This is a genomic window from Caballeronia sp. LP006 (genome assembly GCF_031450995.1).
GTDB lineage: Bacteria > Pseudomonadota > Gammaproteobacteria > Burkholderiales > Burkholderiaceae > Caballeronia.
Genome location: NZ_JARTVW010000005.1, coordinates 1,539,706 through 1,565,725, shown reverse-complemented (window position 1 = coordinate 1,565,725; position 26,020 = coordinate 1,539,706). Strand labels below are relative to the sequence as shown.

Annotated in this window: 25 protein-coding genes and 1 tRNA gene; 15 read left to right on the top strand and 11 right to left on the bottom strand. The window is 61.7% G+C overall.

Features of this window, described 5'->3' with window-relative positions; all coding sequences use genetic code 11:
- The first annotated feature begins 139 nt into the window (after window positions 1-139).
- Window positions 140-1,411: an IS256 family transposase gene (locus tag P9250_RS23880; RefSeq protein ID WP_370652123.1), complete on the top strand. Its 1,272-nt coding sequence runs from the start codon at window positions 140-142 to the stop codon at window positions 1,409-1,411.
- Between the two features lie 91 nt (window positions 1,412-1,502).
- On the opposite strand, the gene P9250_RS23875 is transcribed toward P9250_RS23880, so the two are convergent.
- The 4 genes from P9250_RS23875 to acs all read right to left on the bottom strand — a co-directional run bounded on the left by P9250_RS23875 (window position 1,503) and on the right by acs (window position 6,260).
- Window positions 1,503-1,592, bottom strand: a tRNA-Ser gene (locus tag P9250_RS23875).
- A gap of 43 nt (window positions 1,593-1,635) precedes the next feature.
- Complete coding sequence (locus P9250_RS23870; RefSeq protein ID WP_310395525.1) at window positions 1,636-3,660, bottom strand: sodium:solute symporter family protein; 2,025 nt, start codon at window positions 3,658-3,660, stop codon at window positions 1,636-1,638.
- Window positions 3,657-4,016, bottom strand: a complete 360-nt coding sequence (locus tag P9250_RS23865; protein ID WP_409014931.1) for a DUF4212 domain-containing protein — start codon at window positions 4,014-4,016, stop codon at window positions 3,657-3,659. The genes P9250_RS23870 and P9250_RS23865 overlap by 4 nt, the downstream gene beginning before the upstream one ends.
- Window positions 4,017-4,277: 261 nt before the next feature.
- On the bottom strand, window positions 4,278-6,260 hold the full coding sequence (gene acs, locus P9250_RS23860; protein ID WP_310395522.1) for an acetate--CoA ligase: 1,983 nt from the start codon (window positions 6,258-6,260) through the stop codon (window positions 4,278-4,280).
- Between the two features lie 303 nt (window positions 6,261-6,563).
- Between acs and P9250_RS23855 the strand changes: the two genes are divergently transcribed.
- From P9250_RS23855 to P9250_RS23815, 9 genes are all read left to right on the top strand, one after another.
- Window positions 6,564-7,463, top strand: coding sequence for a DMT family transporter (locus tag P9250_RS23855; protein ID WP_310395520.1), 900 nt, complete (start codon window positions 6,564-6,566; stop codon window positions 7,461-7,463).
- Between the two features lie 204 nt (window positions 7,464-7,667).
- Window positions 7,668-8,204, top strand: coding sequence for a TIGR00645 family protein (locus P9250_RS23850; protein ID WP_404989359.1), 537 nt, complete (start codon window positions 7,668-7,670; stop codon window positions 8,202-8,204).
- A 54-nt stretch (window positions 8,205-8,258) separates the two neighbouring features.
- A complete protein-coding gene (locus P9250_RS23845; protein ID WP_310395518.1) occupies window positions 8,259-9,782 on the top strand; it encodes a fumarate hydratase in 1,524 nt (507 codons plus the stop codon).
- Between the two features lie 195 nt (window positions 9,783-9,977).
- Window positions 9,978-10,454: a bacterioferritin gene (gene bfr / locus P9250_RS23840; protein WP_244827626.1), complete on the top strand. Its 477-nt coding sequence runs from the start codon at window positions 9,978-9,980 to the stop codon at window positions 10,452-10,454.
- Window positions 10,455-10,467: 13 nt separating this feature from the next.
- Window positions 10,468-11,352 (top strand): glutamate racemase, encoded by an 885-nt coding sequence (gene murI / locus P9250_RS23835; protein WP_310395515.1) that lies wholly within the window; start codon window positions 10,468-10,470, stop codon window positions 11,350-11,352.
- 167 nt (window positions 11,353-11,519) lie between these two features.
- Window positions 11,520-11,762, top strand: coding sequence for a bacterioferritin-associated ferredoxin (locus P9250_RS23830; RefSeq protein ID WP_244827624.1), 243 nt, complete (start codon window positions 11,520-11,522; stop codon window positions 11,760-11,762).
- A 293-nt stretch (window positions 11,763-12,055) separates the two neighbouring features.
- Entirely contained in the window at window positions 12,056-12,793 is a 738-nt protein-coding gene (locus P9250_RS23825) for an energy transducer TonB (RefSeq protein WP_310395513.1), read from the top strand.
- A 29-nt stretch (window positions 12,794-12,822) separates the two neighbouring features.
- Window positions 12,823-13,569 carry a MotA/TolQ/ExbB proton channel family protein gene (locus P9250_RS23820; RefSeq protein ID WP_244827622.1) on the top strand — a complete coding sequence of 249 codons (747 nt, stop codon included), beginning with the start codon at window positions 12,823-12,825 and terminating at the stop codon, window positions 13,567-13,569.
- Window positions 13,570-13,582: 13 nt separating this feature from the next.
- Entirely contained in the window at window positions 13,583-14,008 is a 426-nt protein-coding gene (locus P9250_RS23815) for a biopolymer transporter ExbD (protein ID WP_244827621.1), read from the top strand.
- 343 nt (window positions 14,009-14,351) lie between these two features.
- Here P9250_RS23815 and P9250_RS23810 read toward each other — a convergent pair whose 3' ends face one another.
- A complete protein-coding gene (locus P9250_RS23810; RefSeq protein WP_250464354.1) occupies window positions 14,352-15,314 on the bottom strand; it encodes a LysR family transcriptional regulator in 963 nt (320 codons plus the stop codon).
- A 148-nt stretch (window positions 15,315-15,462) separates the two neighbouring features.
- On the opposite strand from P9250_RS23810, the gene P9250_RS23805 reads away from it, so the two are divergent.
- The 4 genes from P9250_RS23805 to hemP all read left to right on the top strand — a co-directional run bounded on the left by P9250_RS23805 (window position 15,463) and on the right by hemP (window position 17,820).
- Entirely contained in the window at window positions 15,463-16,329 is an 867-nt protein-coding gene (locus P9250_RS23805) for a pirin family protein (RefSeq protein WP_250508859.1), read from the top strand.
- Window positions 16,330-16,494: 165 nt separating this feature from the next.
- Window positions 16,495-16,893 (top strand): OsmC family protein, encoded by a 399-nt coding sequence (locus tag P9250_RS23800; protein WP_244827618.1) that lies wholly within the window; start codon window positions 16,495-16,497, stop codon window positions 16,891-16,893.
- Between the two features lie 53 nt (window positions 16,894-16,946).
- Entirely contained in the window at window positions 16,947-17,435 is a 489-nt protein-coding gene (locus P9250_RS23795) for an SRPBCC family protein (protein ID WP_244827617.1), read from the top strand.
- A gap of 124 nt (window positions 17,436-17,559) precedes the next feature.
- Window positions 17,560-17,820, top strand: a complete 261-nt coding sequence (gene hemP / locus P9250_RS23790) for a hemin uptake protein HemP (protein ID WP_244827616.1) — start codon at window positions 17,560-17,562, stop codon at window positions 17,818-17,820.
- Between the two features lie 304 nt (window positions 17,821-18,124).
- Here the strand turns inward: hemP and P9250_RS23785 are convergent, their stop codons facing one another.
- The 6 genes from P9250_RS23785 to uvrB all read right to left on the bottom strand — a co-directional run bounded on the left by P9250_RS23785 (window position 18,125) and on the right by uvrB (window position 24,304).
- Window positions 18,125-18,538, bottom strand: coding sequence for a heme-binding protein (locus tag P9250_RS23785; RefSeq protein WP_244827615.1), 414 nt, complete (start codon window positions 18,536-18,538; stop codon window positions 18,125-18,127).
- 20 nt (window positions 18,539-18,558) lie between these two features.
- The gene (locus tag P9250_RS23780; protein ID WP_244827614.1) at window positions 18,559-19,962 is read right to left on the bottom strand and encodes a 4Fe-4S binding protein; all 1,404 of its coding nucleotides are present in this window, start codon (window positions 19,960-19,962) and stop codon (window positions 18,559-18,561) included.
- Window positions 19,959-20,810 (bottom strand): FTR1 family protein, encoded by an 852-nt coding sequence (locus P9250_RS23775; protein ID WP_244827613.1) that lies wholly within the window; start codon window positions 20,808-20,810, stop codon window positions 19,959-19,961. Before P9250_RS23775 ends, P9250_RS23780 begins: the two co-directional genes overlap by 4 nt.
- A gap of 67 nt (window positions 20,811-20,877) precedes the next feature.
- Window positions 20,878-21,213, bottom strand: a complete 336-nt coding sequence (locus tag P9250_RS23770) for a cupredoxin domain-containing protein (protein WP_250464342.1) — start codon at window positions 21,211-21,213, stop codon at window positions 20,878-20,880.
- Window positions 21,214-21,294: 81 nt separating this feature from the next.
- A complete protein-coding gene (locus P9250_RS23765) occupies window positions 21,295-21,840 on the bottom strand; it encodes an iron transporter (protein WP_370652099.1) in 546 nt (181 codons plus the stop codon).
- Window positions 21,841-22,207: 367 nt separating this feature from the next.
- Window positions 22,208-24,304: an excinuclease ABC subunit UvrB gene (gene uvrB / locus P9250_RS23760; protein WP_244827610.1), complete on the bottom strand. Its 2,097-nt coding sequence runs from the start codon at window positions 24,302-24,304 to the stop codon at window positions 22,208-22,210.
- Window positions 24,305-24,728: 424 nt separating this feature from the next.
- Here uvrB and P9250_RS23755 point away from each other — a divergent pair, with 424 nt between their 5' ends.
- On the top strand, window positions 24,729-25,928 hold the full coding sequence (locus tag P9250_RS23755; RefSeq protein WP_244827609.1) for an amino acid aminotransferase: 1,200 nt from the start codon (window positions 24,729-24,731) through the stop codon (window positions 25,926-25,928).
- The last annotated feature ends 92 nt before the right edge of the window (window positions 25,929-26,020 follow it).

Genomic DNA, 26,020 nt, shown 5'->3' with positions numbered 1-26,020 from the left:
TGAAGCGCATCGCTTGGGGAAACGTCTGGAACGCGGACGTTGTCGTGATGAGAATCGCCTAAGAGCAAGGCGAAAATTACGGCGGACCTATCCGTAATTCTGTGGGCGAGGCATATTATGAGAGGTAAAAGTCATGGATATGCCGATGAAGAAGAAACGCACCGTCGCTTCTCAGGCAGCGGCCCGAGGGCCGCTGCCTGCCCTTCCGGAAGGTCTGCTGGATGACCTGGTCAAAGGCCCGATGACGCCCACCGAGGTCCAGGACCTGATGCTGGCGTTCAACAAGGCACTCATCGAGCGCGCGATGGGCGCCGAGATGAAGATGCATCTGGGCTACCTGGCGGGGCAGCCGAAACCCGACGGCCAGGACAACGAACGTAACGGCGCCAGCGGCAAGACGCTCATCACCGATTATGGCCCGCTCAGGGTCGATCTGCCGCGTGATCGTGACGGCAGTTTTGAACCCATCCTGATTCCGAAACACGAGCGCCGTTTTACCGGTTTCGACGAGCGCATCATCGCCATGTACGCGCGCGGCATGAGTGTGCGCGAGATCCAGGCGTTTCTGGCCGAAGCCTATGGCACCGAGGTTTCGCCCGATTTCATCAGCTCGGTCACCGACGAAGTCATGGCTGAAGCGCTCGCCTGGCAAAGCCGTCCGCTTGAGCCGATGTACCCGGTGGTGTTCTTCGACGCGCTGCGTGTGAAGATCCGTGGCGACGGCGTGGTGAGCAACAAGGCGGTGTATCTGGCGCTGGGCATTCAGGCCGACGGCCAGCGCGATGTGCTCGGCCTGTGGATCGAACAGACCGAAGGTGCGAAGTTCTGGCTGAAAGTGTTCAACGAACTGAAGACCCGGGGCTGCCAGGACATCCTGATCGCGGTGGTCGACGGCCTGAAGGGACTGGCTGAGGCGATTGGCACGGCGTACCCGCGCACGGCCGTGCAGACCTGCATCGTGCATCTGATCCGCAACAGTCTGGAGTACGCCAGCTACAAGGACCGCAAGAGCGTGGCCGCAGCGCTGCGCCCGGTCTATGCCGCCGCGAGTGAACAGGCCGCTCAGCAGGCCCTGGAGGCCTTTGCCGAAGGCCCGTGGGGTGCGAAGTATCCGACTATCGTGCAGTCGTGGCGACGGGCGTGGGAGAACGTCACACCGTTCTTCGTGTTTCCGCCGGACATACGCCGTGTCGTCTACACCACAAACGCCATTGAGAGTCTGAACATGCAACTACGCAAGATCATCAAGACACGCGGCCACTTCCCCAATGACGAGGCCGCCATCAAGCTGCTGTGGCTGGCATTGCGCAACGTGCTGGCAAAGTCAGTACGCGCGGCGTTCGACTGGTCGTCCGCGATGAACCAGTTTGCCATCCTGTTTGGAGAGCGTTTTACCAACGCACGCGGGTGACTCCGCTAACCGCCTCGCACACAAAAATGCGGACAGGTTCATTACGGCTGGAAAAGAAAAAAGCCCTTGAACAATCAAGGGCTTGAAATTCTGGCGGAGAGAGGGGGATTCGAACCCCCGATAGGTTTTACCCTATACACGCTTTCCAGGCGTGCGACTTAAACCGCTCATCCATCTCTCCGGAAGACCGCGATTATACCAACTTCCCGCCGCCCCGCCACCCCCTACGGATGTCGAATGTAATCGACGAGCGCGCGCGTGTAAGCATCCGGCTTCCGGTCGAGAAGACTCACGACGATCGCCACCGCAAAACCGGCCGGCACACCGAAGACGCCAGAACTGATCGGCTCGATGCCAAACCAGCGATGCCCAGCGAAGCCGGTCAGTTGCACGAAGAACGGATACGTCGACACGATGTAATACACGCACACGACAAGCCCGGCAATCATCCCGGCGACCACGCCGCGCTGCGTGGTGCGCTTCCAGAACACACCGAGCACCAGCGCTGGAAACAAACTTGACGCCGCCAGCGAAAACGCGGCTCCCACCAAAAAGAGAATATTTCCCGTATTGAGCGACGCCACCCACGATGCCAGCAACGCCACGCCCAGCAACAAGATCTTGGAAATGGTGACGCGCCGCTGACTGGTCGCGTTCTTATCGACCATGCAGTAATAGACATCGTGCGAAAGCGCATTCGCGATGGTCAGCAGCAAGCCATCCGCCGTCGAGAGCGCGGCCGCCAGCGCGCCCGCCGCGATCAATCCCGATATCACGTACGGCAAGCCCGCGATCTCCGGCGCGGCAAGCACGACCATGTCGGGCTGCATCTGGATTCCCGCCCAACGCACGATGCCATCGCCATTCACATCGCTGATATGGATGAGATACGGCTCCACGCGCCGCCATTGCGTGACCCACTGCGGCAGATCCGCGAACCGGTGGCCGACAATGCCCGTCAGAATCTCGTGCTTGATGAGCACCGCGAGCACCGGCACGGTCAGATAAAACAGCGCCACGAAGAATAAGGTCCAGCCAACCGAGCGCCGCGCCGATGCCACCGATGTGGTCGTGTTATAACGCGTGAGGATGTGCGGCAGACTGGCCGTGCCGATCGACAGGCACAGCAGCAGCGACAAGAAGTTGAGTTGATGCGAGCGCGGCGTCTCATCGCTCGCGGAGTCCGGCGCGAAGGCTTCGACCATCGAAACCGGAGCCGCGACGCGCTCGGTCAGGGCATCGCGTTCGCGCGCCCACTTGACTTTCGCATCCGCGGGATCGCGGGGGAACGAAGCCAGTTCGCGCTCGCGCTCGTTGATTTCGCGCAGCGGTCCGTTATGCCGGCGCAGGTCCGTGACTTCGTTGACGAGACGGCCGTGTTCGTCGAAGAACGACTTCGGCAGCGCGTCGATACGCTGCTGCATCCGCGCCGCCTGACGTTGATAATCCATCCGCACGCGCGCTTCGTCGGGTGACGCCGCGACTTCGCGCTCGAGGGCTTCGACTCGCTCCATCACGCGGCCATAGTTGAGTTGCGGCAGCCAGCCGAGGCCTTCGCGATGCGCGATCATCGACACGGGAATCAGCATCGCGCTGATCAGAATGATGTACTGCGCGACCTGCGTCCACGTCACCGCGCGCATGCCGCCCAGAAAGGAGCACACGAGAATGCCCGCGAGCCCGCAAAAGATGCCGATGGAAAACTCGATGCCGATAAAGCGCGACGCGATCAACCCGATGCCCTGAATCTGCGCGACGAGATAGACGAACGAGCAGAGTATCGCCGCGATGGCCGCGAGCGCGCGCACGAGGTTGCTGGAAAAGCGCGTGCCGAGGAAGTCGGGAATGGTGTAGCGCGCGAGTTTGCGCACGTACGGCGCGAGCAGGAACGCGACGAGGCAGTAGCCGCCGGTCCAGCCCATCACGTAGGCGAGGCCGTCGTAGCCGCTTGCATAGATCGATCCCGCGAGTCCGATGAATGACGCCGCCGACAGCCAGTCCGCCGCGGTCGCCATGCCATTGAACGCCGACGGCACGCGCCGGCCCGCGACATAGTATTCGACGAGATCGGACGTGCGCGAAAGCAGTCCGATGACCGCATACACCGCGATCGGCACGAACAGGAACACGTAGCCTATCCACATGCCCGGCCCGGTCGTGCGCTCGATGCGCTCCATCAGAAAGATAAAGAGCAAAAACCCGAGCGTATAGAGCGCGTAGGCGAGGATCAGCCGGTTCGTGAGCTTCATCGCGCGGCCGCGTCCATTGCGTCTTGTCTCGCCGATAACGCGGCCGCGCGCAACAGACGCGCATCGGCAATCTGCATCAGCACGATATAGACGAGGATCAACGCGACATAGACGAGTATCGCGCCTTGCGCCCCGAAGTAGAACGGCAGCGGAAAGCCCGCGACGCGCACGTGCGCGAGACGCTGCGCGAAAAGCGGCACGCCGAACGAGACGACGAAACCGATCGTGAGCAGCACGCCGATCAACGCGATATTGAAGCGCCAATACGCCCGATGCGCGCGCGCCATTGCCGCCGGCACGAGCGGCGGAGCGGGAAGCGTGGGTGGCGCGGAATCGGCGGGCGGCGGCATGACCATGCGGTTATTTACCAAAACCGCATGGTATCGGCAATCGGGGACTACAGCGGGATGGGATGGGCGGACGCGGATCGAGTTCGAATCTAACTGCGTTTGCCCTGGCTGGACGAGTCCGCTGCCGAGACGACCGAATGGAATGGCACGGAGACGGAGAGGCTCACGTACCTGCCCTCGTCGATCGAGCTAAACCGCAATCACGGCATGCGGCTAAACGCGATGCGGCGCGCGCCTTGACGTGCGCGACACATCGCAAACCGTCCCTCAACGCGCCTCGCCGAGCTGATCCAGAATCGCCGGATTCTCGAGCGTCGAAACATCCTGCGTGATCTGCTCGCCCTTCGCGAGCGAACGCAGCAGACGCCGCATGATCTTGCCCGAACGCGTCTTCGGCAAATTCTCACCGAAGCGAATGTCCTTCGGCTTGGCGATCGGTCCGATCTCCTTGCCAACCCAATTGCGCAGCTCGTTCGCAATCTGCTTCGCTTCATCGCCCTCAGGACGATCGCGCTTGAGCACGACGAACGCCACGACGGCTTCACCGGTCGTGTCGTCCGGACGGCCGACGACTGCCGCCTCCGCGACCATCGGGTTCGCAACCAGCGCCGATTCGATCTCCATCGTCCCGAGCCTATGACCGGAGACGTTCAGCACGTCGTCGATACGGCCCATGATCGTGAAATAACCGGTGTCCTTGTCGCGCACGGCGCCATCGCCCGCGAGATACAGCTTGCCGCCGAGTTCCTCGGGAAAGTAGCTCGACTTGTAGCGGTCCGGGTCGCCCCAGACGTTGCGCAGCATGGACGGCCACGGACGCTTGACCACCAGAATGCCGCCTTGTCCATTCGGCACGTCCTGGCCGGTTTCATCGACGATAGCGGCCATGATGCCCGGCAACGGCAACGTGCACGACCCCGGCACGAGCGGCGTCGCGCCCGGCAGCGGCGTGATCATGTGGCCGCCGGTTTCGGTCTGCCACCAGGTGTCGACGATAGGACACTGCCCGCCGCCCACGTTCTCGTGATACCACATCCACGCTTCGGGATTGATCGGCTCGCCGACGGTGCCGAGAATGCGCAGGCTCGACAAATCGAAACGCTTCGGATGGACCTTCTGATCCGCTTCCGAGACCTTGATGAGCGAGCGGATCGCCGTCGGCGCCGTGTAGAAGATCGTGACCTTGTGGCGCGCGATCATCTCCCAGAAACGGCCGGCGTGCGGATACGTGGGCACGCCTTCGAACATGACTTGCGTCGCTCCAATGGCGAGCGGCCCGTACGCAATGTAACTATGTCCCGTGATCCAGCCGATGTCCGCCGTACACCAGAAGACATCGCCCGGCTTCATGTCGAAGGTCCACTTCATGGTCTGCGCGGCCCACAGCAACACGCCCGCCGTGCTGTGCTGCACGCCTTTCGGCTTGCCCGTGGAACCCGACGTGTACAGAATGAAGAGCGGATGCTCCGCGCTTACCCATTCCGGCTCGCACGTCGCCGGTTCATTCTCGACTACGTCGTGCAGCCAGGAGTCGCGTCCTTCGGTCCATTGCACCTTGCCGCCCGTGCGGCGATACACGATGACGTTCTTCACCGCCTCGCAGCCGCCGGCCGCGAGCGCTTCATCGGCGATGCTCTTGAGCGGCAACGCCTTGCCGCCGCGCATCTGCTCGTCGGCGGTGATGAGCGCGACCGCGCCGACATCGACGAGACGTTCGTTGAGCGACTTCGACGAGAAGCCGCCGAACACGACCGAATGCGTCGCGCCGATCCGCACGCAAGCCTGCATGGCGACCACGCCTTCCACCGACATCGGCAGATAGATCACCACGCGATCGCCCTTCTTCACGCCGCGCTTTTTGAGTGCATTGGCCAGACGGCATACGCGGTCGAGCAAGTCCTGATACGTGACGTTGGTGACCGTGCCGTCGTCGGCTTCGAAGATGATGGCGTTGTCGCCGCCGCGGCCCGCTTCGACATGGCGATCGAGACAGTTATACGAAGCGTTCAACTCGCCGTCTTCGAACCACTTGTAGAACGGCGCCTTGGATTCGTCGAGCACGCGGGTAAAGGGCTTGTGCCATGACAGCGTTTCGCGCGCGAGCCGCGCCCAGAAACCTTCGTAATCGCGTTCGGCTTCGGCGACGAGCGCCTTGTAAGCCTCCATGCCGGAGATGGCCGCGCCCGCCGATGCTTTCGCAGACGGCGGGAACACGCGTTTTTCCTGAAGAACCGATTCGATCGCAGACATCGACAACCTCTCTGATGGTGATTCCAAAAGCCGGCGGCGCGCTTCGTTGCTAACGCGTGCCGCATGTTATGAAGTTCGAAAGCCGGAAAGCGTGCTTCGTTCCCGGCCGAACCTTGTCTCCTTTCCAGGAACGGCGTCGCTCGCAAAGCGCTGCCATCCCGCATGTACTCCAAGATATGCCGTTCAACTTACCTGCTTCTTACGCGCGCCGGTCAAGAGGCACGGGGTATACGCGGAGTCGCGGCGGCTTCAATTACAATGTGTCCCCACAATCGTAACTGAACTCGCAGTGCGGATTCCAGCTTGAATCGCTACGCCTTTTTACTCATCGCAGCCATGCTGCTCGTCGGAAGCAACGTCGGTATCGGCAAGTCCATCGTCGCGTCCGTTCCCGTTCCGCTCTTCGCGCTTCTGCGCTTCGTGATCGCCCTCTTGGTCCTTTGGCCGCTCTTCCGGCTCGCCAAGATGAGGCAGGTCGCGCGCGGCGAATGGATCAACCTCTTTCTGCAGGCATTCTTCGGCACATTCGGCTTCACGCTTCTGATGTTGAATGGCGTCGCACGCACGAGCGCGGTCGCGGCGGGCGTCATCACGAGCACGATTCCGGCTGTCGTCGCGCTCTTCTCGTGGCTCTTTCTCAAGGAGAAGCCGAGCGGACGCGCGTTCGCATCGATCGCGCTTGCGATTGCGGGCGTGCTCGTCATTAACGTCGCGCAAAGTGGCGACGCCTACGCCGACGGCAGCGCGGGCTCGCTCACGGGCAATCTGATGGTGCTCGGCGCGGTGTGCTGCGAGTCGCTCTATGTGATCCTGTCGCGGCGTCTGACGCAAACGCTGCCGGCCATCGACATCTGCGCTTATACGCATGGCATAGGCTTCGTGCTGATGCTGCCGTTCGGCGCGGCTTCGTTTGTTGCGTTCGACTGGCGCGGCGTCGAACCGCTCACCTGGGCGCTCGTACTCTGGTATGGACTCTCGGCGAGCATCTTCTCGTTCTGGCTGTGGATGAAAGGCATCCGCCATGTCGACGGCAGTCTCGCCGGCGTGTTCTGCGCCGTGCTGCCGATTGCCGCCGCGATCTATGGCATCGCGTTTCTCGGGGAGCGGCCGAGTTTCGCGCATGGCATCGCACTCGCCTGCGTGGTCGCGGGCATCGGGCTCGCGAGCATGAAGACGCGCGCGGCGGTATCTGTTGCCGAGTAGTCGCGCCGACACGGACGCATTTTGAAAGCCGGGCGGATCGTCACATACAACTTGCTACAATGGCGGGCTTCCTGAGCGCGGGTCCACGACCCGCGCGCGTTTCCTGTTCGTTGCTTCTTCCCTTTCCTCGTCCGACAGCCGACCGACAAGCCGCCCATGCCCGCTTCCAAGCACACACCCGACTCGCGCGTCCAACCCGGCTCGATGAAGGCGCTGCCGAAAATCATCTTCATGAGCCGCTGGCTGCAGGTGCCGCTGTATCTGGGCTTGATCGTCGCGCAAGGCGTATACGTCGTGCTGTTCCTGAAGGAAGTCTGGCATCTCGTCACGCACGCAATGACGCTCGATGAAACCAACATCATGCTGGTCGTGCTCGGCCTCATCGACGTGGTGATGATCTCGAACCTGCTGATCATGGTGATCGTCGGCGGCTACGAAACCTTCGTATCGCGTCTGGGCGTGGAAGGTCATCCCGACGAGCCCGAATGGCTCGACCACGTCAACGCGGGCGTGCTGAAGGTCAAGCTCTCGATGGCGCTCATCAGCATCTCGTCGATCCATCTTCTCAAAACCTTCATCAACCCGGACCAGCATACGTTTCATACGGTGCTGTGGCAGGTGATCATCCATATGGCCTTCCTGTTCTCGGCGCTCATCATGGCGTACGTCGACAAGCTGACCACGCATACGCATCCCGCACATTTTCACAGCGAAGTCGCGCCCCGAAGCGCGCTCGACTGAGCCTCAGGCGTCATCAGAACGCACAAATATATTCGTCCCCGAAAAGCCCAAGCCATGACCGTCATCAAGCAGGAAGACCTGATCCAGAGTATTGCCGACTCGCTGCAATACATCAGCTATTACCATCCGCTCGACTACATTCAGGCGCTCGGCCGCGCCTACGAGCTGGAGGAAAGCCCGGCCGCGAAGGACGCCATCGCGCAGATCCTGACCAATAGCCGCATGTGCGCGGAAGGCAAGCGTCCGATCTGCCAGGACACGGGCATCGTGACCGTGTTCGTCAAGGTTGGCATGGACGTGCGTTGGGACGGCGCGACGATGAGCGTCACCGACATGATCAACGAAGGCGTGCGTCGCGGTTACCTGAACCCGGACAACGTGCTGCGCGCGTCCATCGTGAGCCCGCCCGAAGGCGCGCGCAAGAACACGAAGGACAACACGCCCGCCGTGATCCACTACGAGATCGTGCCGGGCGACAAGGTCGACGTGCAGGTCGCGGCCAAGGGCGGCGGCTCGGAAAACAAGTCTAAGTTCGCGATGCTGAACCCGTCGGATTCCATCGTCGACTGGATCATCAAGACCGTGCCGACGATGGGCGCGGGCTGGTGTCCGCCAGGCATGCTCGGTATCGGCATCGGCGGCACGGCGGAAAAGGCGATGCTGATGGCCAAGGAATCGCTCATGGACCCCATCGACATTCAGGACGTCATCGCGCGCGGACCGCGGGACTGGATCGAAGAACTGCGCGTGGAACTGCACGAGAAGGTGAATGCGCTTGGTATCGGCGCGCAAGGTTTGGGCGGGCTTGCCACCGTGCTCGACGTGAAGATCATGGCGGCGCCGACGCACGCGGCGTCCAAGCCCATCGCGATCATTCCGAACTGCGCGGCCACGCGTCACGCTCACTTCACGCTCGACGGCTCGGGCGCGGCGAAGCTCGAGGCGCCGCCGCTCGACGCGTGGCCGGACGTGACCTGGGCGCCGAACACGGAAACCAGCAGGCGCGTCGATCTGAATACACTGACGCCGGAAGAAGTGGCTTCCTGGAAGCCGGGCCAGACGTTGCTCTTGTCGGGCAAGATGCTCACGGGCCGCGACGCGGCGCACAAGCGCATTGCCGACATGCTCGCCAAGGGCGAAAAACTTCCGGTCGATTTCACCAACCGCGTGATCTATTACGTCGGCCCGGTCGACCCGGTGCGCGACGAAGCCGTCGGTCCCGCCGGCCCGACCACGGCCACGCGCATGGACAAGTTCACGGAGATGATGCTCGCGCAAACCGGCCTCATCTCGATGATCGGCAAGGCCGAACGCGGGCCTGTCGCCATCGAGGCCATCAAGAAGCACAACGCGGCGTATCTGATGGCCGTGGGCGGCGCGGCATATCTCGTCTCCAAAGCCATCCGCGAAGCGAAGGTGCTGGCGTTCGAAGACCTCGGCATGGAAGCCATCTACGAATTCGACGTGCGGGACATGCCGGTGACGGTCTCCGTCGATTCGCAAGGCACGTCGGTACACAAAACGGGTCCCGCCGAATGGCAGGCGAAGATCGGCAAGATTCCCGTCGCGACGGTCTGATCGATCGAGGCCGCACGGATCGCGGCCAATGAAGAGCCGGACCGCGCGTCCGGCTCTTTTGTTTTGGAGAAGCGGTATCGAGAAGGATTTCCATTCTCAGTTTTATCGCAATCAAAAAAGATTCACTCATCCTTGGCAGAGACGTTAAGAACGTTTATCTTTGCGGGATGCCCCACGCTATGAAAAGGAACAATCATGAAAGGCGACGCTAAAGTCATCGAATATCTGAACGCGCAGTTGAAAAATGAACTGACCGCGATCAATCAATACTTCCTGCACGCGCGGATGTACAAGCACTGGGGCCTGGAAAAGCTCGGCAAGCATGAGTACGACGAATCGATCGGTGAAATGAAACACGCCGACTGGCTCATCCAGCGCGTGTTCATGCTCGACGGTCTGCCGAACCTGCAAGACCTGCACAAGCTCCTGATCGGCGAAGAGACCAAGGAAATCCTCGAGTGCGACCTGAAGCTCGAACAGATTTCGCAGTCCACGTGCAAGGAGGCGATTGCCTATTGCGAATCGGTGCGCGATTTCGTCTCGCGCGATATCTTCGACAAGATCCTGAACGACACCGAGGAACACATCGACTGGCTGGAAACGCAACTGGATCTGATCGACAAGGTTGGCATCCAGAACTACCAGCAGACTATGATGGGCGAAGGCGAGTAAATATCTGTCCGCAATGTCAGTAGTTGTCGTACCCACACTCATGCCGAACGCGCGTGCTCCGGTAAACGCGAGCGCGCCGGTCGGCATTTTCGATTCCGGTCTCGGCGGCTTGTCGGTGCTGCGCGCGGTGCGGGCGTTGCTTCCGCACGAGCGGCTCGTCTATGTCGCGGACTCGCTGTACGCGCCTTACGGCGAGCGCGATGACGATTTCATCGTCGACCGCACCATGGCCATCGGCGAATGGCTCGTCGCGCAAGGCGCCAAAGCGCTCGTCGTCGCATGCAATACGGCAACCGCGCAATCCATCGCGCTCGTGCGCGAGCGGCTTTCCATTCCGCTCGTGGGCGTCGAACCGGGCGTGAAGCCCGCCGCCGCCGTTTCCAAGACGCGCGTCGTCGGCGTGTTGGCAACCGCGGTGACCTTGCGCAGCGCGCGCTTCCAGTTGCTGCTCGAACGTTATGCGGGCGATTGCCGCTTCATCTGCCAGCCGGGACACGGTCTCGTGCAGGCCGTCGAACGCTGCGATACGTCGTCGCCGGAACTCATGGCGCTGCTCGAAGGCTATCTCGCGCCTATGCTCGAAGCCGGCGCGGATACTCTGGTGCTCGGCTGCACGCACTATCCGTTTCTCGACCGCGCCATTCGCGAGATCGCCGGCGAACGGCTGCAACTCGTCGATACCAGCATCGCCATCGCGCGCCAGCTCGACCGTCTGCTGGAAACGAACGCGCTGAAAAACTCATCGGCTGCGGTGGAATCCATGCCGCGCTTCTGCTCGACCGCCGACGGCGAATCCCAGCGTCAGCTTGCGGCATCGCTTCTGCATCTCGACGCCAGCGTCGAACACGTGCTGATCCCTTCGCGACGCACGCGCCTTGCCGAACCCGACATCGTCTAAGGGTTTTTCCGGGGCGTCATAGCCGTCGGAGCCCCACCAGCAAACGCTCCTAAGCAATAAATCGGCTAACACGCGCGCTGTGTTACAAAAAACACAGAACCCGGCTTGCCAAGAGCGTCTTACTGAATGATAATAATTCGCATTAACGCAAGCTATCGCGAACGACCATGATCGTCTGTGTCTGCAAAGCAGTTTCCGACCGTAAGATCCGCTCCGCCATCGCCGATGGAATGGAATCCTTCGACGAGCTCCAGTTCGAGCTTGGGGTCGCGCTATGCTGCGGGAAGTGCGAAGCAAGCGTGCGCGACGTCATGGCGACGAGCGGTGTCTGCGCGTCGCGCTGTGGAATGGAACAGCGCGAACATGCGCAAGTCGCGCCGCTCACGTTCTACGAACGCCAGGCTGCCTGAAGTTGCGCGGGGCGCGACCGAGATAGCGCTCGGCGCCCCGCTGTCGGCGAAGCGCGCCGCTTGGTTTCTTGATCGCTTATCGCAAGCCAGGTTCCGATCACCTACGCCAGCCACGCAACTCTTTGCCCTTAAGGAGGGAAAGATGGAATTGCTGATTGGTTTCGTGGCTACGCTATTCATATCCCTCATTATTTTCAGAAAATGATGTCGTTTGGTTTCTTCCGCGCCGAACCAGCGAACGTACGTAACTTCGATGGCCGCGCTACTGGCAACACCGCAAGCAGCGAATAAGAATGCAGTCCCCAACAACCTCTCCCGCTGTATTCGACACGACGACGCCGAGCAATTTGAACCCGCGCGTGGTGGCCGCGTGCGTCGCCGTGCTGGCGATTCACGCCACGCTCTTCGGCGTGGCGCTCACCATGCATCGCGAGCCGCTGCCGCGCCCCGTCGAAGCGAAGACGATCACCGCGCAGCTGATCAGCGAAACGCCGGCGCCCGCGCCGCAGCCTGTCGCCGTGCAGTCGCCACCGACTCCCGAGCCGCCGAAACCGGTTCCAAAGCCGCAGCCCAAACCGAAGGTCAAACCCAAGGTCGAGCCGAAGCCCACGCCGATGCCGGTGCGCGAAACGCCCTCGCAAATCGCCGCGCCCGCACCCGATCCCACACCGCCGGCCCCGACACCGCCCGCGCCAGCGCCCGCCGCGCCGGCCGCGCCCGCGATCGGAAAACCGACGATGGATCTGGCCGCGCCGAAGAACGTCGCGCGTCTGAGCTGCAACATCGCGCAGCCGGATTATCCGGCGATGTCGCGGCGTCGCGGCGAAACCGGCACCTCGCTCGTCAAGCTAACGGTCGGTATTACGGGCAAAATCGAGAATGTGACGCTGCAAAAGAGCAGCGGCTCGCAGCGCCTCGACGACGCGGCGCTCGACGCCGTGCGCAGCAGCGCGTGCAGTCCTTACAAAGAGAATGGCGAAGCCATTCGGGCAACCGCCACGGTGCCATTCGTATTCAGTCTGAACGACTGACCGGCTTTTTATAGAAACAGGAACTGGAAATGAACAACTACGGGATTGCGCACGTCTGGGCGCAAGGCGACTTCGTCACACGCGGTATCGCGCTGGCGCTCGTCATCATGTCGGTGCTTTCGTGGACCGTGATCGTCGTCAAGGGATGGAACGTGCTGCGTCTCAAGCGCCTCACGAAGAACGCCGATCAGGCCTTCTGGCATTCCGACGACTTCAACGACGGCATCAAGAAAATCAGCAGCCAGTCGTCGAATCCGGCTGACAACCCGTACCTCGCGCTGGCGCTGGCCGGTCAGGAAGCGTCCGAGCATCATCATCAGACGCAGCCGCATCTGCACGACCGCATGGATGTGTCGGAGTGGATCACGCGATGCCTGAAAGACGTCATGGATGAAAGCGTCGGCCGCATGCAAGCAGGGCTCGCCGTGCTGGCATCGATCGGCAGTACGGCGCCGTTCGTCGGGCTGTTCGGTACTGTCTGGGGCATTTATCACGCGCTCCTGACAATTGGCGCGACGGGCCAGACATCGATCGACCAAGTGGCGGGTCCGGTGGGCGAGTCGCTCATCATGACGGCCTTCGGTCTCTTCGTCGCGATCCCTGCCGTGCTCGGCTACAACGCCCTCACGCGCGCGAACAAGAGCGTCGTGACGAAGCTGAACCGCTTCGCGCACGGCTTGCATGCCTTCTTCGTGACCGGCTCGAAGCTGTCGTCGTCCAAGCGCACCAAGGACGCCACGTCCGAAAGCCTGCGTCTCGCGACGCGCGCATCGTAAGCGGAGGTTCAAGATGGCCATGAGCCCTTTCGCCGGCGATGAAGACGACGGCATGATGAGCGAGATCAACATGACGCCGCTCGTCGACGTCATGCTGGTGCTCCTCATCATTTTCCTCGTGACCATCCCCGCGATGCATCACGCTGTGAAGATCGACCTGCCGCACGCAAGCAGCCAGCCGCAAGACGAAAAGCCGTCGCATGTGGACGTCGCGATTCAAGCCGATGGCACGATCGTCTGGGACGAGCAGAAAATCGACGACGCGACGCTCAAGGCGCGCATTGCGCAGGCTTCGCAGCAAAACCCGCAGCCGGAGATTCATCTGCGCGCGGATCGCAAGGTGGCGTACGAACGCGTGGCCGATCTCATGTCCGCGGCTCAGGCGGGCGGACTCACGAAAATCGGTTTCGTGACCGAGCCGAAAGCCGGCGGCAATTAAAGCAGCGCGCAACACAGCCATAAAAGGTAAAAGGCCTTCATCGTCGGATGAAGGCCTTTTTTATTGCGCACTCGGCGCATTCGGGCAAGGCAATTACTTGGGACTCGAATAGCCCGAGCCGGAAGAATCGCCACATGCGGCAGCCGTCGTTGACACGGACAGCGCGATCAGCCCTATCAGGCTAACTATCAGAGTAGCCGTCAGTTTCCGCATAAGAAGCTCCTTAGCGAAAGGAATTTCAATATAACGCCGGCCATTCCCGCAAACAAGGTTTCGGCGATTGAATCTGTCCATCGCAAGCGCGCGCTTCAATGACATAAATGATGCCGCGCGCCGATTGCGATCAAACCGTTTCGCGTTCCGGCTGTTCGTTGACAGGACATTCTCCGGGGAAGCGTTTGCCGCCTTCGATCGACTCCACCAGAAAATCGACGAACGCCCGTACGGCCGGGACCATGCCCTGCCGCGTCAGGAAAACCGCATAGAGTTGCGGCGACGGAAACGTCCAGCCGGGCATCACGGGCGAAAGCTGGCCGGTTCTGAGCGGCGCGCCGTACATCATCTCGGGCAGCGCCGCGATGCCGACGCCGCGCATGACGGCTTCGCGGATCATCGAGAGATCGGCGGTGACGAGACGCGGCTCGTGCTCGAACTCGTGACGCGTGCCATCGGGCGCGATCAGTCGATACACATGGCGGCCATCCGCCGATGGCACATCGAGCGTGTCGTATTGCGCGAGTTCGGCGGCGGTCATCGGTGGCGCGTTCGATTTGAGAAGCGAAGGCGCGGCGACCAGCATCTGCTCGGTGCGCCACAGCGGGCGCGCGACCACGTTCGAACTCACGGGCGGCTCGGAGCGCACGCGCAAGGCGACATCGATCGCGTCTTCGAACAGATCCACCACACGATTGGTCACGCGCAGCACGACCCGCACTTCAGGGAATCGATGCATGAAGTCGGGCATCACCGCCGACAGAAACGTCTGCGCGATGGTCACCGGGACGCTCACGCGCACCGTGCCACGCGGTGAGTCACGCAGGCTTTGCACCACGTTGACGGCGGCCTGCGCCTCCACGAGCATTGCCTGACAGTGTTGATAGAAAAGCTGCCCCGCCTCGGTCAGCGCAAGCTTGCGCGTGGAGCGCTGCAAAAGGCGCACGCCTAGCGACGCCTCCAGCTCCGACACGCGCCGCGACAAGCGCGACTTGGAGATGCCCAGCACGCGCTCGGCCGCCGAAAAACCGCCGTGTTCGACGACGTGCGAGAAGTACATCAGATCGTTCAGATCGTGCGAATCGACTTTCATGGGACGTTCGGTTCGTTCGAGTTCGTTATCCGTGGCGGGACAATCCATTGCGCCACGAGGTCTTTTATCGCTAAATCCGGCACATATAATATCCCCACGTTCTACAAATATCGCTATTTCCCTTTTGGTGACGCGAGGCATTCCGATCATGAGCCGTACCATTTCCAGCATCATTCCCGCAACGCGCACGGTTGAAGGCGGCGGATTCGTTGTGCATCGCCCGTTTCCGACGCGTCTTCTGATGGACTTCGACCCGTTCCTTCTCCTCGATGAAATGGGCCCGACCGATTACGCTCCGGGCGAAGCCAAGGGCGCGCCGGATCATCCGCATCGGGGCTTCGAAACGGTCACCTACATGCTCGAAGGCGAGTTCGGTCACAAGGATTCGGCCGGCCATTCCGGCACATTACGTCCGGGCGACGTGCAGTGGATGACCGCCGGCGCGGGCGTTATTCATAGCGAAATGCCTGGCGAGGAATTCACGCGACGCGGCGGCCGCGTGCACGGCCTGCAACTGTGGGTGAATTTGCCGAAGCGCGACAAGATGACGACGCCGCATTATCAAGAGATCGCGTCGGCGCAGATTCCCGTCGCGACGAGCGACGACGGCAAGGTGCGCGTGAAGGTCATCGCGGGCGAAGCGCTCGGCGTGAAGGCCGCCATCGAAACACGTACGCCGATTCTTTATCAGCACTTTTCGCTGCAACCTGGCGCAAGAGTCGAGCATCACGTGCCGCGGGATTTTCGCGTGTTCGCATATCCGTTGTCGGGCGTCGGTCTCTATGGGCCGCAGGGTCAACCGGTGCGCAAGCAGCAGATGATCTCGTTCAAGGACGATGGCGACACGATCATCCTCGCCGCCGGCGATGAACCCGTCGAAGTGTTGCTCATCGGCGGCGTGCCGCTCAAGGAACCTGTGGTGCGCTACGGTCCTTTCGTCATGAACACGGAAGATGAAATTCGCCAGGCCGTGACCGACTATCAGACAGGCCGCATGGGCGCGATCACGCATTAGGCACACCGAGCGGTATTCATCGCTGAACCGTATCGGCACGATGAAACGGCGCGGCACGAACGGGCGCATTGCGTCACAATGACCGTTCGTGCTGACCGTTCGTGCCGCGCCGCTCTCATTCGCGCCGCTATTCTTGCCGTACATCGCCATTCATAGGAGCGACGCATGTCTTCCGGATCTTCCGTGACCGCCAGCATCGGCGCTGCCGACTATCAGGTGCAATTGCGCGACGGCACGCATGGCTGGGTCGCGGATGAACCCGCGAGCCTCGGCGGCGCGGATACCGGTCCGGAGCCCGCGTCGCTGCTGCTATCGAGCCTGGGTGCGTGCACCTCGATCACGCTTCGCATGTACGCGAAGCGCAAGGGTTGGCCGCTCGAAGCGGTGCACGTCGAATTGTCGATGAAGAGCACGGCGGACGGCACGATCATCGACAGGCAGATCGCGCTCACGGGCGCGCTCGATGCCGAACAGCGGGAACGCCTCTTGCAAATCGCCAATGCGTGTCCGATGCACAAGGTTCTGTCCGGAGCGGTGCGCATCGACTCGGGGCTCGCTTCCTGACTTCCTGAAAACAGCCCGCACGGGTACATCGAACTATCCAGGGAAACGTCGTTTTGAATTTCGAACATCTCATCCAGATCAACGATCCGACCAATCCGCTCGTCGAGTCGCTCACGCGCGAACAACTGTGGGAAGGACTCGTGCTGCGCGCCGAGCAGCCGCAACTTTTCGTGCTCGGCCTCGATAGCTGCGACATCCTCTCGCGCGAAGGCGATGTCATGGAGCGCGAGCTGCACTACGGTCAGGCCGTGGTGCGGGACCGCGTCACGCTCACACCGGATAGCAGCGTGCGTTACGACATCCTGCCGACTGCCGAACATGTCGGCGGCTCGTTGACCATGGCGATCGAGCAGCCCGACGAGTTGCAACTGTTTCTGCGGTTCACGTACAGCACCACCCTGCCCGAAAACGACGACGCGACGCCTGATGAGCGCCAGACCAAAGAGATCGTCAAGTCAGCTTATCGGGAATCGGATATCGACACGGTGCGGCTGATTCGCCAGTATGCGCACGGTCGCCACGACGAAACGCCGCTGCACTAGAAAGTTCAAGTACTACATGAAGCGCGGCTATGACGGCCGCGCACCCATAGGAAACTCTAGTTGCAAATAGGAATAGTTATCATTTACTATAGACCCATCGAATCAACGAACGCACTCAAACGACATGACCGACACGCTGCGATCCACCACGCTCAGGCTTCGCCGTCCGGCAGTTCGCGATGCAGCCATCACGCGCCCGAAGACGGCTGCCGTGACGTCGGTGCGGGCATCGACGACATCGACGGATTCAGCCGATGCAACCGGCGATCGTTCGTTGCGCAGCGATACGTTACTGCAGGGACGCAGTCATATCGCGATCGTGCATAACGGGGAGACCTATCAGTTGCGCGCGACGCGTCTGGGCAAGCTGATCCTGACGAAGTAAGCGGCAAAGAGGTAAGGCAGAACAGCAGTACCGTGTATTGTGGGGACCACCTCGCCAAAGAGGTGTTTGGCCTTAGCCAGCGAGGACGACTTGCACGCGAGAATTTAGACCCCTTCGTGCAAACACCAGCCAGTCGTCGATAGCAAGCGAAGCCGCTTTTTTTGGTTCCCGCCGATGTCATGTGCCCGAACGAGGCCATGCATTTTGTTTGATCGAACGGCACGCCTTCAATGCGAAGGCGTGCCGTTTTTATTTTGCGCGGGCTATGGCAAAAATTCGAACGCGCGCTTCGGACGTTCTCGCTTCAGACGTTTTCGATGCCAAGCGCCGCAATGCCCGCCCGCGCGATCGATGCATCCTGATCCGATTTCACGCCCGACACGCCCACCGCGCCGACGATATCCGTTCCGACGAAGATCGGCACGCCGCCTTCGAGCATGGCCGTCATGGGCGCGCTCAGAAACGCGGTGCGGCCCTGCTTGATCGTGTCTTCGTACACCTTCGTTTCGCGCCGGCCGAGCACGGCGGTGCGCGCCTTGCCAGTCGCCATCTCGACCGTGCTCGCGCCCGTCCCTTCGAGCCGATGCAGATGCAGCAGATGCCCGCCGTCATCGACGATGGCGATGGTCACGTTCCAGTTGTGCGCCTTTGCGTGCGCCTCGGCGGCGGCGGCCATCAGCAGGACGTCTTCGTCGGTCAGTACGGGTTTGGTTCTCACTTGATTCTCACCTAATGGCGTTATCGGCTGAAGCCCCAGAACATCAGATACCAGGCGCTATCCGCGACGGCGAGCGCCGCGACAAACCATACCATCGTGAGTGCGCGCGGAACAAGCGTCGAGGAATAACGAGCCGTGACGCGCCACGCGAGCCAGGCGCTCCACAAGTTGGCGACGCCAAGCAGCCCGAGGCGCAGGTCCGTCACCCACCACAGCGGCAGATGCTCCGCGCGCAGGAGCGAGACCGTGGTCGCCGACAAGCCGAGAAACACGCCGCATCCCGCGAGCGGAATCAGCGAGAGCGTCAGGTGATGCAGCCGCGCCGCGTTCATCTTGCCGAGCATGCGCGTGCCGAGCGCCAGCAGCGCGAGCAGCGCCGTGCCGTAGACGAGACCCGTTGCGACGATATAGCCGATCACCATTGTGCCGTCGAGCCAGGAGAACACGTCGTTCTGCTCGGGATAATGCGTGAAGAGGAACCACGGCGCGTTGGTATCGAGCGGCCAGAGGATGTTGTGATCGATCAGCCAGCTCGCGAAGATCTGCTTGAGATCGACGAACCATGTGCTCACGGTCCAGTGGAACGCACCGATCGCGATGCCGAGCAAGCCGTACAGAATCAGCGCCGTGTCCCACGGATTCGCCGCCTTGTTGCCGAGCTCGACCACTTCCTCCGACGGCGAGCGCCACGTGAGCGCGATGGCATCGCGATGGCCGCTGCATCGGCCGCACATATGGCAGTCGGCGGCGCCTTCCATCTTGCGCAGGGGCACGAGCGGCGCACAGTTGATCGGAATCACCCGATGCCCGTGCTCGCCTTCCTTGTACGAACGGCGCCACGCGTCTTCGCTGACTTTGTAGTGAAACGGCGCAAGCCGTGCGAGCAGCGAGAACACGCCGTTTACCGGGCAGAGGTACTTGCACCACACGCGCTTTTCGCGGCCATACAGCACGCCGACGATCATCGCGCCCACGGTCGAGCCGCCGAGCACGAGCAGCACCGCTTTCGGATATTGATAGACGCTCACCATCTGCCCGTAGATGGTCGTGAGTCCGAATGCGACGAACGGCCAGCCGCCCCAGCGCATCCAGCGCGGAATCGCCCAGCCGCGGCCGAACTTGCTCGCGAACTCGGTGAGCGCGCCTTCCGGACACAGCACACCGCACCACACTCGGCCGAGCATGACCATCGACAGCAGCACGAACGGCCACCAGATGCCCCAGAACACGAACTGCGCGGCAAGCGTGAGGTTATTCCACAAATGCGCCGAGCCATCGGGCAGCGGCATGACAGCCGGCACGAGAATCAGAAACGCGTACACGGCAACCACGACCCACTGAATTCCGCGGATCGCGTTGCCGTGCCGTTGCATCCATTGACCGGCCTGTTGCAGCCGGCCGGGTCGTTGCAGAACAGAGCTCATGCTGGACGGCTCGCCGCCTTTTGTTTTTGCGCCATCTGATGATTGGAACGGCGCAGGAGAAGATAGATCACGATCCAGTAGACCGCGTAGGCAACCAGGTTCATGCCCGCCGGATGCGCGCGATAACCCGTGAGGGTGGCAACGAGCGAACCGAAGGTGCTCGAGTCGTCGAGCAGCGCGGACGAGTTCCACACCTGATTGACGATGACCGGCAGCACTTCCATGTCGATCAGTTTGTCGACGCCCGTCTCGAAGAGGCCGGCGGCGAGAAACAGCAGCATGATTTCGGTCACGCGAAAGAACGAGCGCCACGAGAAGATCTTGCCGCCGAGTTGCAGCACGTAGAACGTCAGGAGCGCGAGCGCGAAGCCGAGGATGATCGCGAGATATTGCGAAGCATCGACGTGTCCCGATTGCCCGAAGCCTACGCCATACAGAAACACGGCCGTCTCGCTGCCTTCTCGCGCGATAGCCAGCGCAACCAGCACCGCGATGCCCCAGAACTGTCCGTCCTGCGTGCTCTTTTGCAGCGAGCTTTCCATGTCGCGCTTGAGCGTGCGGCCGTGACGCTTCATCCACAGGACCATCTGCACAATGAGCACGCACGCGATCAGCACCATGCCGGTCTGGAAGTAATCCTGCGCGTTGCCGGACAGCACTTCCGTGAAGCCGATGAGCGCGGCGCCCAGCGCGATGGCGGCAACCAGCCCCGCAGCCACGCCGAACCACAGATAAGGCAGGCCGCGACGCGCCTGCTGGTCGCCGTTCTTCAGCCATGCGTACAGAATGCCGACGACCAGCAAAGCTTCGACGCTCTCACGCCAGACGATGAAAAGTACCTGCCCCATTTGAACCCCTTTGCGTTGCTTCACTTGCCCGCGCGGGCGCACCGAAACACGCGCGCGGCACAGACATTTACTTGGCGACGATCACGCCTTGCGCGGTCTGATGAAAGTCGTCGAAGAACTTGTATTCGCCCGGATCGAGCGGCGCGATCACCACGAACGAATCGGCACCCGGCGCGAGCACCTTCTCCTTGCGCAACTGCACGCTTTCGAACTCGGCCGCGCCCTTGCCGACGTTATGCACTTCGATCTTGATGCGCTGCCCCGCCGGTACTTCGATGCGCGCCGGGTTCAGCTTGCCGTCGTTCAATTCGAGCTTGAACGTCGGCAGATCGGCGGCGTGCGCCACGCCAAGACCCGCTGCGACCGAGAGCAACATCGCCATCAGCTGGCTTTTCAATTTCATGCGGACTTCCTGATTGGTACGCGTCCGGCGGCGCAGCGAACTGCAAACGCCTGCCGGAACGCGCGAACGCCGTGCGCGAGCTCAGTACCCGCCCTTCTTGCCGATGCCCGCGAACGGGAAGTCGTATTCGATCGTGAACGGCTTGAACCACGGACCCACGCCGGTTTCCTTGTCGACGTGACGGCCGAACGCCATGTGGCCGGTTTCGGAAGGCGGCGAGATATGCAGCTTGAGGTGATATTTGCCCGGACCGAAGAGCTTGACGTTGTCGCCGTAGTGCGGGCCGTCGCTTGCGACCATCGCCATCAGGTCGCCCTTGACCGACTGCGTCGAGCCGGTTTTCGTGAGTTCATACGTCACGTTCAGATAGGGCATCCAGTCGCCTTCGGCGAAACCGGTCGGGTTGTTCTTGACCGCGTGAATATCCGCTTCGAGGTGGATGTCCGAATCCGATGCCTTGCGCATGATGCCTTCCGGCGCCATCGTGATTGGCTGCAGATAGACGGCGCCCGTTTCCATGCCGCCTTCGATGTGCTGCTTGCCGATCGGATACTCAGCAGCGGAAGCCGCCATCATCGCCGTGAGGCCTGCGGCGGCAACGAGGCCGCGCATCAACGTTGAACCCATCAAACACTCCTGTTGTTATCGATGGCGCGCGTGACATTCGCGCGCCTTTTCCACCGAACTCCGGCGCTCTAAAAAAAAACGCGCCGGCGCAAAAAAATGACTGTGGTGCCGGTTCGTTAGCGCGAAGCAGAAAACCGCTTCCAGAATCTGGAAAACGTTAATACGAACCATTCTCAATGTTCGTCAGTTTAGCACCCTTCACCACTCGGGACAAATTAGCGCGGGCTTACAAAAGCCTGCTGCGGCAAGGCTCCGGCGGGCTTTGCAGCCAACTCGCGGTCCATTCGCGGCCGATAAAAAACGCGGTGCGCCTTCCGGCTCGCCGCGTCGCTTGAGACAGAACGATGAAAACTTTCTTTCTTTCGCCTTACTTTCCGCCGATGCCGGTGATGTGATCGCCCACGTTCGCGCCGAACACGCGTTGACGTAACAGCGCCAATTGGTCGCGGGTCTGCGCCGCCTTTTCGAATTCGAGATTCTTGGCGTGATCCATCATTTGCTTTTCCAGCCGCTTGATTTCCTTCGCGAGCTGCTTCTCGGTCATGTCCTCGAACTTCGCGCGCGTCTGGGCTTCCTTCAGTTCGGCGCGCGCGTCGTCGGCGTTGTAGACGCCATCGATGATGTCCTTGATGCGCTTTTCCACTCCGCGCGGCGTGATGCCCCGCTCGAGGTTATGCGCCACCTGCTTGGCGCGGCGCCGCTCGGTTTCGTCGATGGCGCGCTTCATCGAGTCCGTCATGTTGTCGCCGTAGAGGATCGCCTTGCCGTTCACGTTGCGCGCCGCCCGTCCGATTGTCTGGATCAGCGAGCGCTCGGCGCGCAGGAAGCCTTCCTTGTCCGCGTCGAGAATGGCGACGAGCGACACTTCAGGAATATCCAGACCCTCGCGCAACAAGTTGATGCCGACGAGCACATCGAACGTGCCGAGCCGCAGATCGCGGATGATTTCCACGCGCTCGACCGTGTCGATATCGCTGTGCAAATAGCGCACCTTCACGCCGTGATCGGCGAGAAATTCGGTCAGTTGTTCGGCCATGCGCTTGGTGAGCACGGTAACAAGCACGCGTTCGTGCACCGCGACGCGCGCGTTGATCTCGGAGAGCACGTCGTCGACCTGCGAGCGCGCGGGCCGCACCTCGATTTCGGGATCGACGAGACCTGTCGGCCGCACGAGTTGCTCGGCCACTTGCCCCGCTTTCTTCTGTTCGTAGTCGGCGGGCGTCGCGGAGACGAACACGGCCTGGCGCATCTTGCGCTCGAATTCGTTGAACTTGAGCGGCCGGTTGTCGAGCGCGGACGGCATCCGGAAACCGTAATCGACGAGATTTTCCTTGCGCGCGCGGTCGCCGTTATACATGCCGTTCAACTGGCCGATCAGCACGTGCGACTCGTCGAGCAACATGATGGCGTCGGGCGGCAGATAGTCGACGAGCGTCGGCGGCGGTTCGCCGGGCGCCGAGCCCGAGAAATGCCGCGAGTAATTCTCGATGCCCTTGCAGAAACCCAGTTCCTGCAGCATTTCCAGGTCGAAGCGCGTGCGCTGTTCGAGCCGCTGCGCCTCGACGAGTTTGCCTTGGCTATGGAAAAACTCCAGCCGCTCGCGCAGTTCCAGCTTGATGGTTTCGATCGCGCGCATGACGGTGTCGCGCGGCGTCACGTAATGCGACGACGGATACACCGTGAAGCGCGGAATCTTGTTGCGCACGCGGCCGGTGAGCGGATCGAAAAGCTGCATCGACTCGATTTCGTCGTCGAACAATTCGACTCGCACCGCCATTTCCGCGTGTTCCGCCGGAAAGATGTCGATGGTGTCGCCTCGCACACGGAACGAGCCGCGCTGAAAATCCGCCTCGTTGCGCGTGTATTGCATGGCGATCAGCCGTGCGATGACATCGCGCTGGCCGAGCTTGTCGCCTACGCGCAGCGTGAGGATCATCTTGTGATACTCGGACGGATTGCCGATACCGTAAATGGCCGACACCGTCGCCACGATCACCACGTCGCGGCGTTCGAGCAGGCTCTTGGTCGCCGAGAGCCGCATCTGCTCGATATGCTCGTTGATCGACGAATCCTTCTCGATGAAGAGATCGCGCTGCGGCACATACGCTTCCGGCTGGTAATAGTCGTAGTACGAGACGAAGTACTCGACCGCGTTGCGCGGGAAAAACTCGCGGAATTCGGCGTAGAGCTGCGCGGCGAGCGTCTTGTTGGGCGCGAAAACGATGGCGGGCCGGCCCAGACGCGCGATGACGTTGGCCATCGTGAAGGTCTTGCCCGAGCCGGTCACGCCGAGCAGCGTCTGGAACGAGAGACCGTCGTCCACGCCCTCGACGAGCGTCTTGATGGCCTCGGGCTGATCGCCCGCGGGCGGATACGGCTGATAGAGCTGAAACGGCGAGCCTTCGAACGTGGCGAACTTCGATTCGTCCAGTGCGTCGGGCGTTTCGATAAGGGTATCGGACATGGAGAGGGGAATCTTCTAAGTCGGCGCCGGAGCAAACACCTATTCTAGCGGCTGCGGCGAAAGTGGCGCGGGCCGCCTCACGGAGGCGGAATCGAGGAGGTTGGGACCGTTGGGTGGAAGTCAAGCAATGGCGCGCAAGGCTCCGCGCTGTTCCGTCGATGCCGTCCAATCGAGGCTTGCGCGCATGCCGGACAAGGCGTTCAACCGGCCAGCGCCCATGCGCTTATTCTTGCTCGCGAGAAAAAAGCGCGTACATAGAATAACGCTCGATCCGAAATGCAGCGCCGGATTCGATACAATATGCGACTGGGCTTCGAGGGGGCGCCCCGCACGACCGCGCCGCCAACGACGTCACGCGCCGCTTTTTCGAGCGCCCAAGCATCGTTCTTCCCGCCGCACGTCTTCCTTCCACTGCCGATAGATCATGTCTCTTTTCTCTGCCGTCGAACTCGCTCCCCGCGACCCGATTCTGGGCCTCAACGAAGCCTTCAACGCCGACCCGCGCCCGACCAAGGTCAATCTGGGCGTTGGTGTCTACACCAACGAAGAAGGCAAGATTCCGCTTCTGCGCGCCGTTCGCGAAGCTGAAAAAGCACGCGTCGATGCAGCGCTGCCGCGCGGCTATCTGCCTATCGACGGCATCGCCGCGTACGACTCGGCCGTCCAGACGCTGCTCGTCGGCCGCGACTCGCCGCTGATCGCTTCGGGCCGTATCGTCACGGCGCAGGCGCTGGGCGGCACGGGCGCGCTCAAGATCGGGGCGGACTTTCTGAAGCGCGTGAATCCGGGCGCGAAAGTCGCGATCAGCGACCCGAGCTGGGAAAACCATCGCGCGCTCTTCGAAGGTGCGGGCTTCGAGGTCGTCAACTATCCGTATTACGAAGCGGCGACGCATGGCGTGAACTTCGCGGCCATGCTCGACGCGCTGAACGGCTACGCGGCCGGCACCATCGTCGTGCTGCACGCGTGCTGCCATAACCCGACCGGCGTGGATTTGACGGACGCGCAGTGGGCGCAGATCGTCGAAGTCGTGAAGGCGCGCAACCTCGTGCCGTTCCTCGACATCGCGTATCAAGGCTTCGGCGAAAACATCGAAGCCGATGCCGCCGCCGTGCGCCTCTTCGCCGCGTCGGATCTGAACGTGTTCGTGTCGTCGTCGTTCTCGAAGTCGTTCTCGCTGTATGGCGAGCGCGTTGGCGCGCTGTCCATCATCACGTCGAGTAAGGAAGAGTCGTCGCGCGTGCTGTCGCAATTGAAGCGCGTGATTCGCACCAACTATTCGAACCCGCCGACGCACGGTGGCTCGGTGGTCGCGGCCGTGCTGGCATCGCCGGAACTGCGTGCGCTGTGGGAACAGGAACTGGGCGAGATGCGCGATCGTATCCGCGCCATGCGTAATGGCCTCGTCGAGCGTCTGAAGGGCGCTGGCGTGGATCGCGACTTTTCCTTCGTCGACCGTCAGCGCGGCATGTTCTCGTACTCGGGCCTGACCGCGCCGCAAGTGGACCGTCTGCGGGAAGAATTCGGCATCTATGCGGTCAGCACGGGGCGCATCTGCGTGGCTGCGCTGAATCTGCGCAATATCGATGTCGTCGCCAACGCGGTGGCGAGCGTGCTGAAGTAAGGCATTGCACGCGCGTTTGCTGCGAAAGAAAATGGCGTCCTTCTCACGAAGGGCGCCATTTTTTGTGGCCTGTGCGCGGCGTTTCGCCGGCG

Excerpts from the sequence above, each read along its gene's own strand:
- P9250_RS23880 (WP_370652123.1), top strand. The coding sequence starts at position 140 with ATGCCGATGAAGAAGAAACGCACCGTCGCTTCTCAGGCAGCGGCCCGA.
- P9250_RS23870 (WP_310395525.1), bottom strand. The coding sequence starts at position 3,660 with ATGAAGCTCACGAACCGGCTGATCCTCGCCTACGCGCTCTATACGCTC.
- P9250_RS23865 (WP_409014931.1), bottom strand. The coding sequence starts at position 4,016 with ATGGTCATGCCGCCGCCCGCCGATTCCGCGCCACCCACGCTTCCCGCT.
- acs (WP_310395522.1), bottom strand. The coding sequence starts at position 6,260 with ATGTCTGCGATCGAATCGGTTCTTCAGGAAAAACGCGTGTTCCCGCCG.
- P9250_RS23850 (WP_404989359.1), top strand. The coding sequence starts at position 7,668 with ATGAAGGCGCTGCCGAAAATCATCTTCATGAGCCGCTGGCTGCAGGTG.
- P9250_RS23845 (WP_310395518.1), top strand. The coding sequence starts at position 8,259 with ATGACCGTCATCAAGCAGGAAGACCTGATCCAGAGTATTGCCGACTCG.
- bfr (WP_244827626.1), top strand. The coding sequence starts at position 9,978 with ATGAAAGGCGACGCTAAAGTCATCGAATATCTGAACGCGCAGTTGAAA.
- murI (WP_310395515.1), top strand. The coding sequence starts at position 10,468 with ATGTCAGTAGTTGTCGTACCCACACTCATGCCGAACGCGCGTGCTCCG.
- P9250_RS23830 (WP_244827624.1), top strand. The coding sequence starts at position 11,520 with ATGATCGTCTGTGTCTGCAAAGCAGTTTCCGACCGTAAGATCCGCTCC.
- P9250_RS23825 (WP_310395513.1), top strand. The coding sequence starts at position 12,056 with ATGCAGTCCCCAACAACCTCTCCCGCTGTATTCGACACGACGACGCCG.
- P9250_RS23820 (WP_244827622.1), top strand. The coding sequence starts at position 12,823 with ATGAACAACTACGGGATTGCGCACGTCTGGGCGCAAGGCGACTTCGTC.
- P9250_RS23815 (WP_244827621.1), top strand. The coding sequence starts at position 13,583 with ATGGCCATGAGCCCTTTCGCCGGCGATGAAGACGACGGCATGATGAGC.
- P9250_RS23810 (WP_250464354.1), bottom strand. The coding sequence starts at position 15,314 with ATGAAAGTCGATTCGCACGATCTGAACGATCTGATGTACTTCTCGCAC.
- P9250_RS23805 (WP_250508859.1), top strand. The coding sequence starts at position 15,463 with ATGAGCCGTACCATTTCCAGCATCATTCCCGCAACGCGCACGGTTGAA.
- P9250_RS23800 (WP_244827618.1), top strand. The coding sequence starts at position 16,495 with ATGTCTTCCGGATCTTCCGTGACCGCCAGCATCGGCGCTGCCGACTAT.
- hemP (WP_244827616.1), top strand. The coding sequence starts at position 17,560 with ATGACCGACACGCTGCGATCCACCACGCTCAGGCTTCGCCGTCCGGCA.
- P9250_RS23780 (WP_244827614.1), bottom strand. The coding sequence starts at position 19,962 with ATGAGCTCTGTTCTGCAACGACCCGGCCGGCTGCAACAGGCCGGTCAA.
- P9250_RS23775 (WP_244827613.1), bottom strand. The coding sequence starts at position 20,810 with ATGGGGCAGGTACTTTTCATCGTCTGGCGTGAGAGCGTCGAAGCTTTG.
- P9250_RS23770 (WP_250464342.1), bottom strand. The coding sequence starts at position 21,213 with ATGAAATTGAAAAGCCAGCTGATGGCGATGTTGCTCTCGGTCGCAGCG.
- P9250_RS23765 (WP_370652099.1), bottom strand. The coding sequence starts at position 21,840 with ATGGGTTCAACGTTGATGCGCGGCCTCGTTGCCGCCGCAGGCCTCACG.
- uvrB (WP_244827610.1), bottom strand. The coding sequence starts at position 24,304 with ATGTCCGATACCCTTATCGAAACGCCCGACGCACTGGACGAATCGAAG.
- P9250_RS23755 (WP_244827609.1), top strand. The coding sequence starts at position 24,729 with ATGTCTCTTTTCTCTGCCGTCGAACTCGCTCCCCGCGACCCGATTCTG.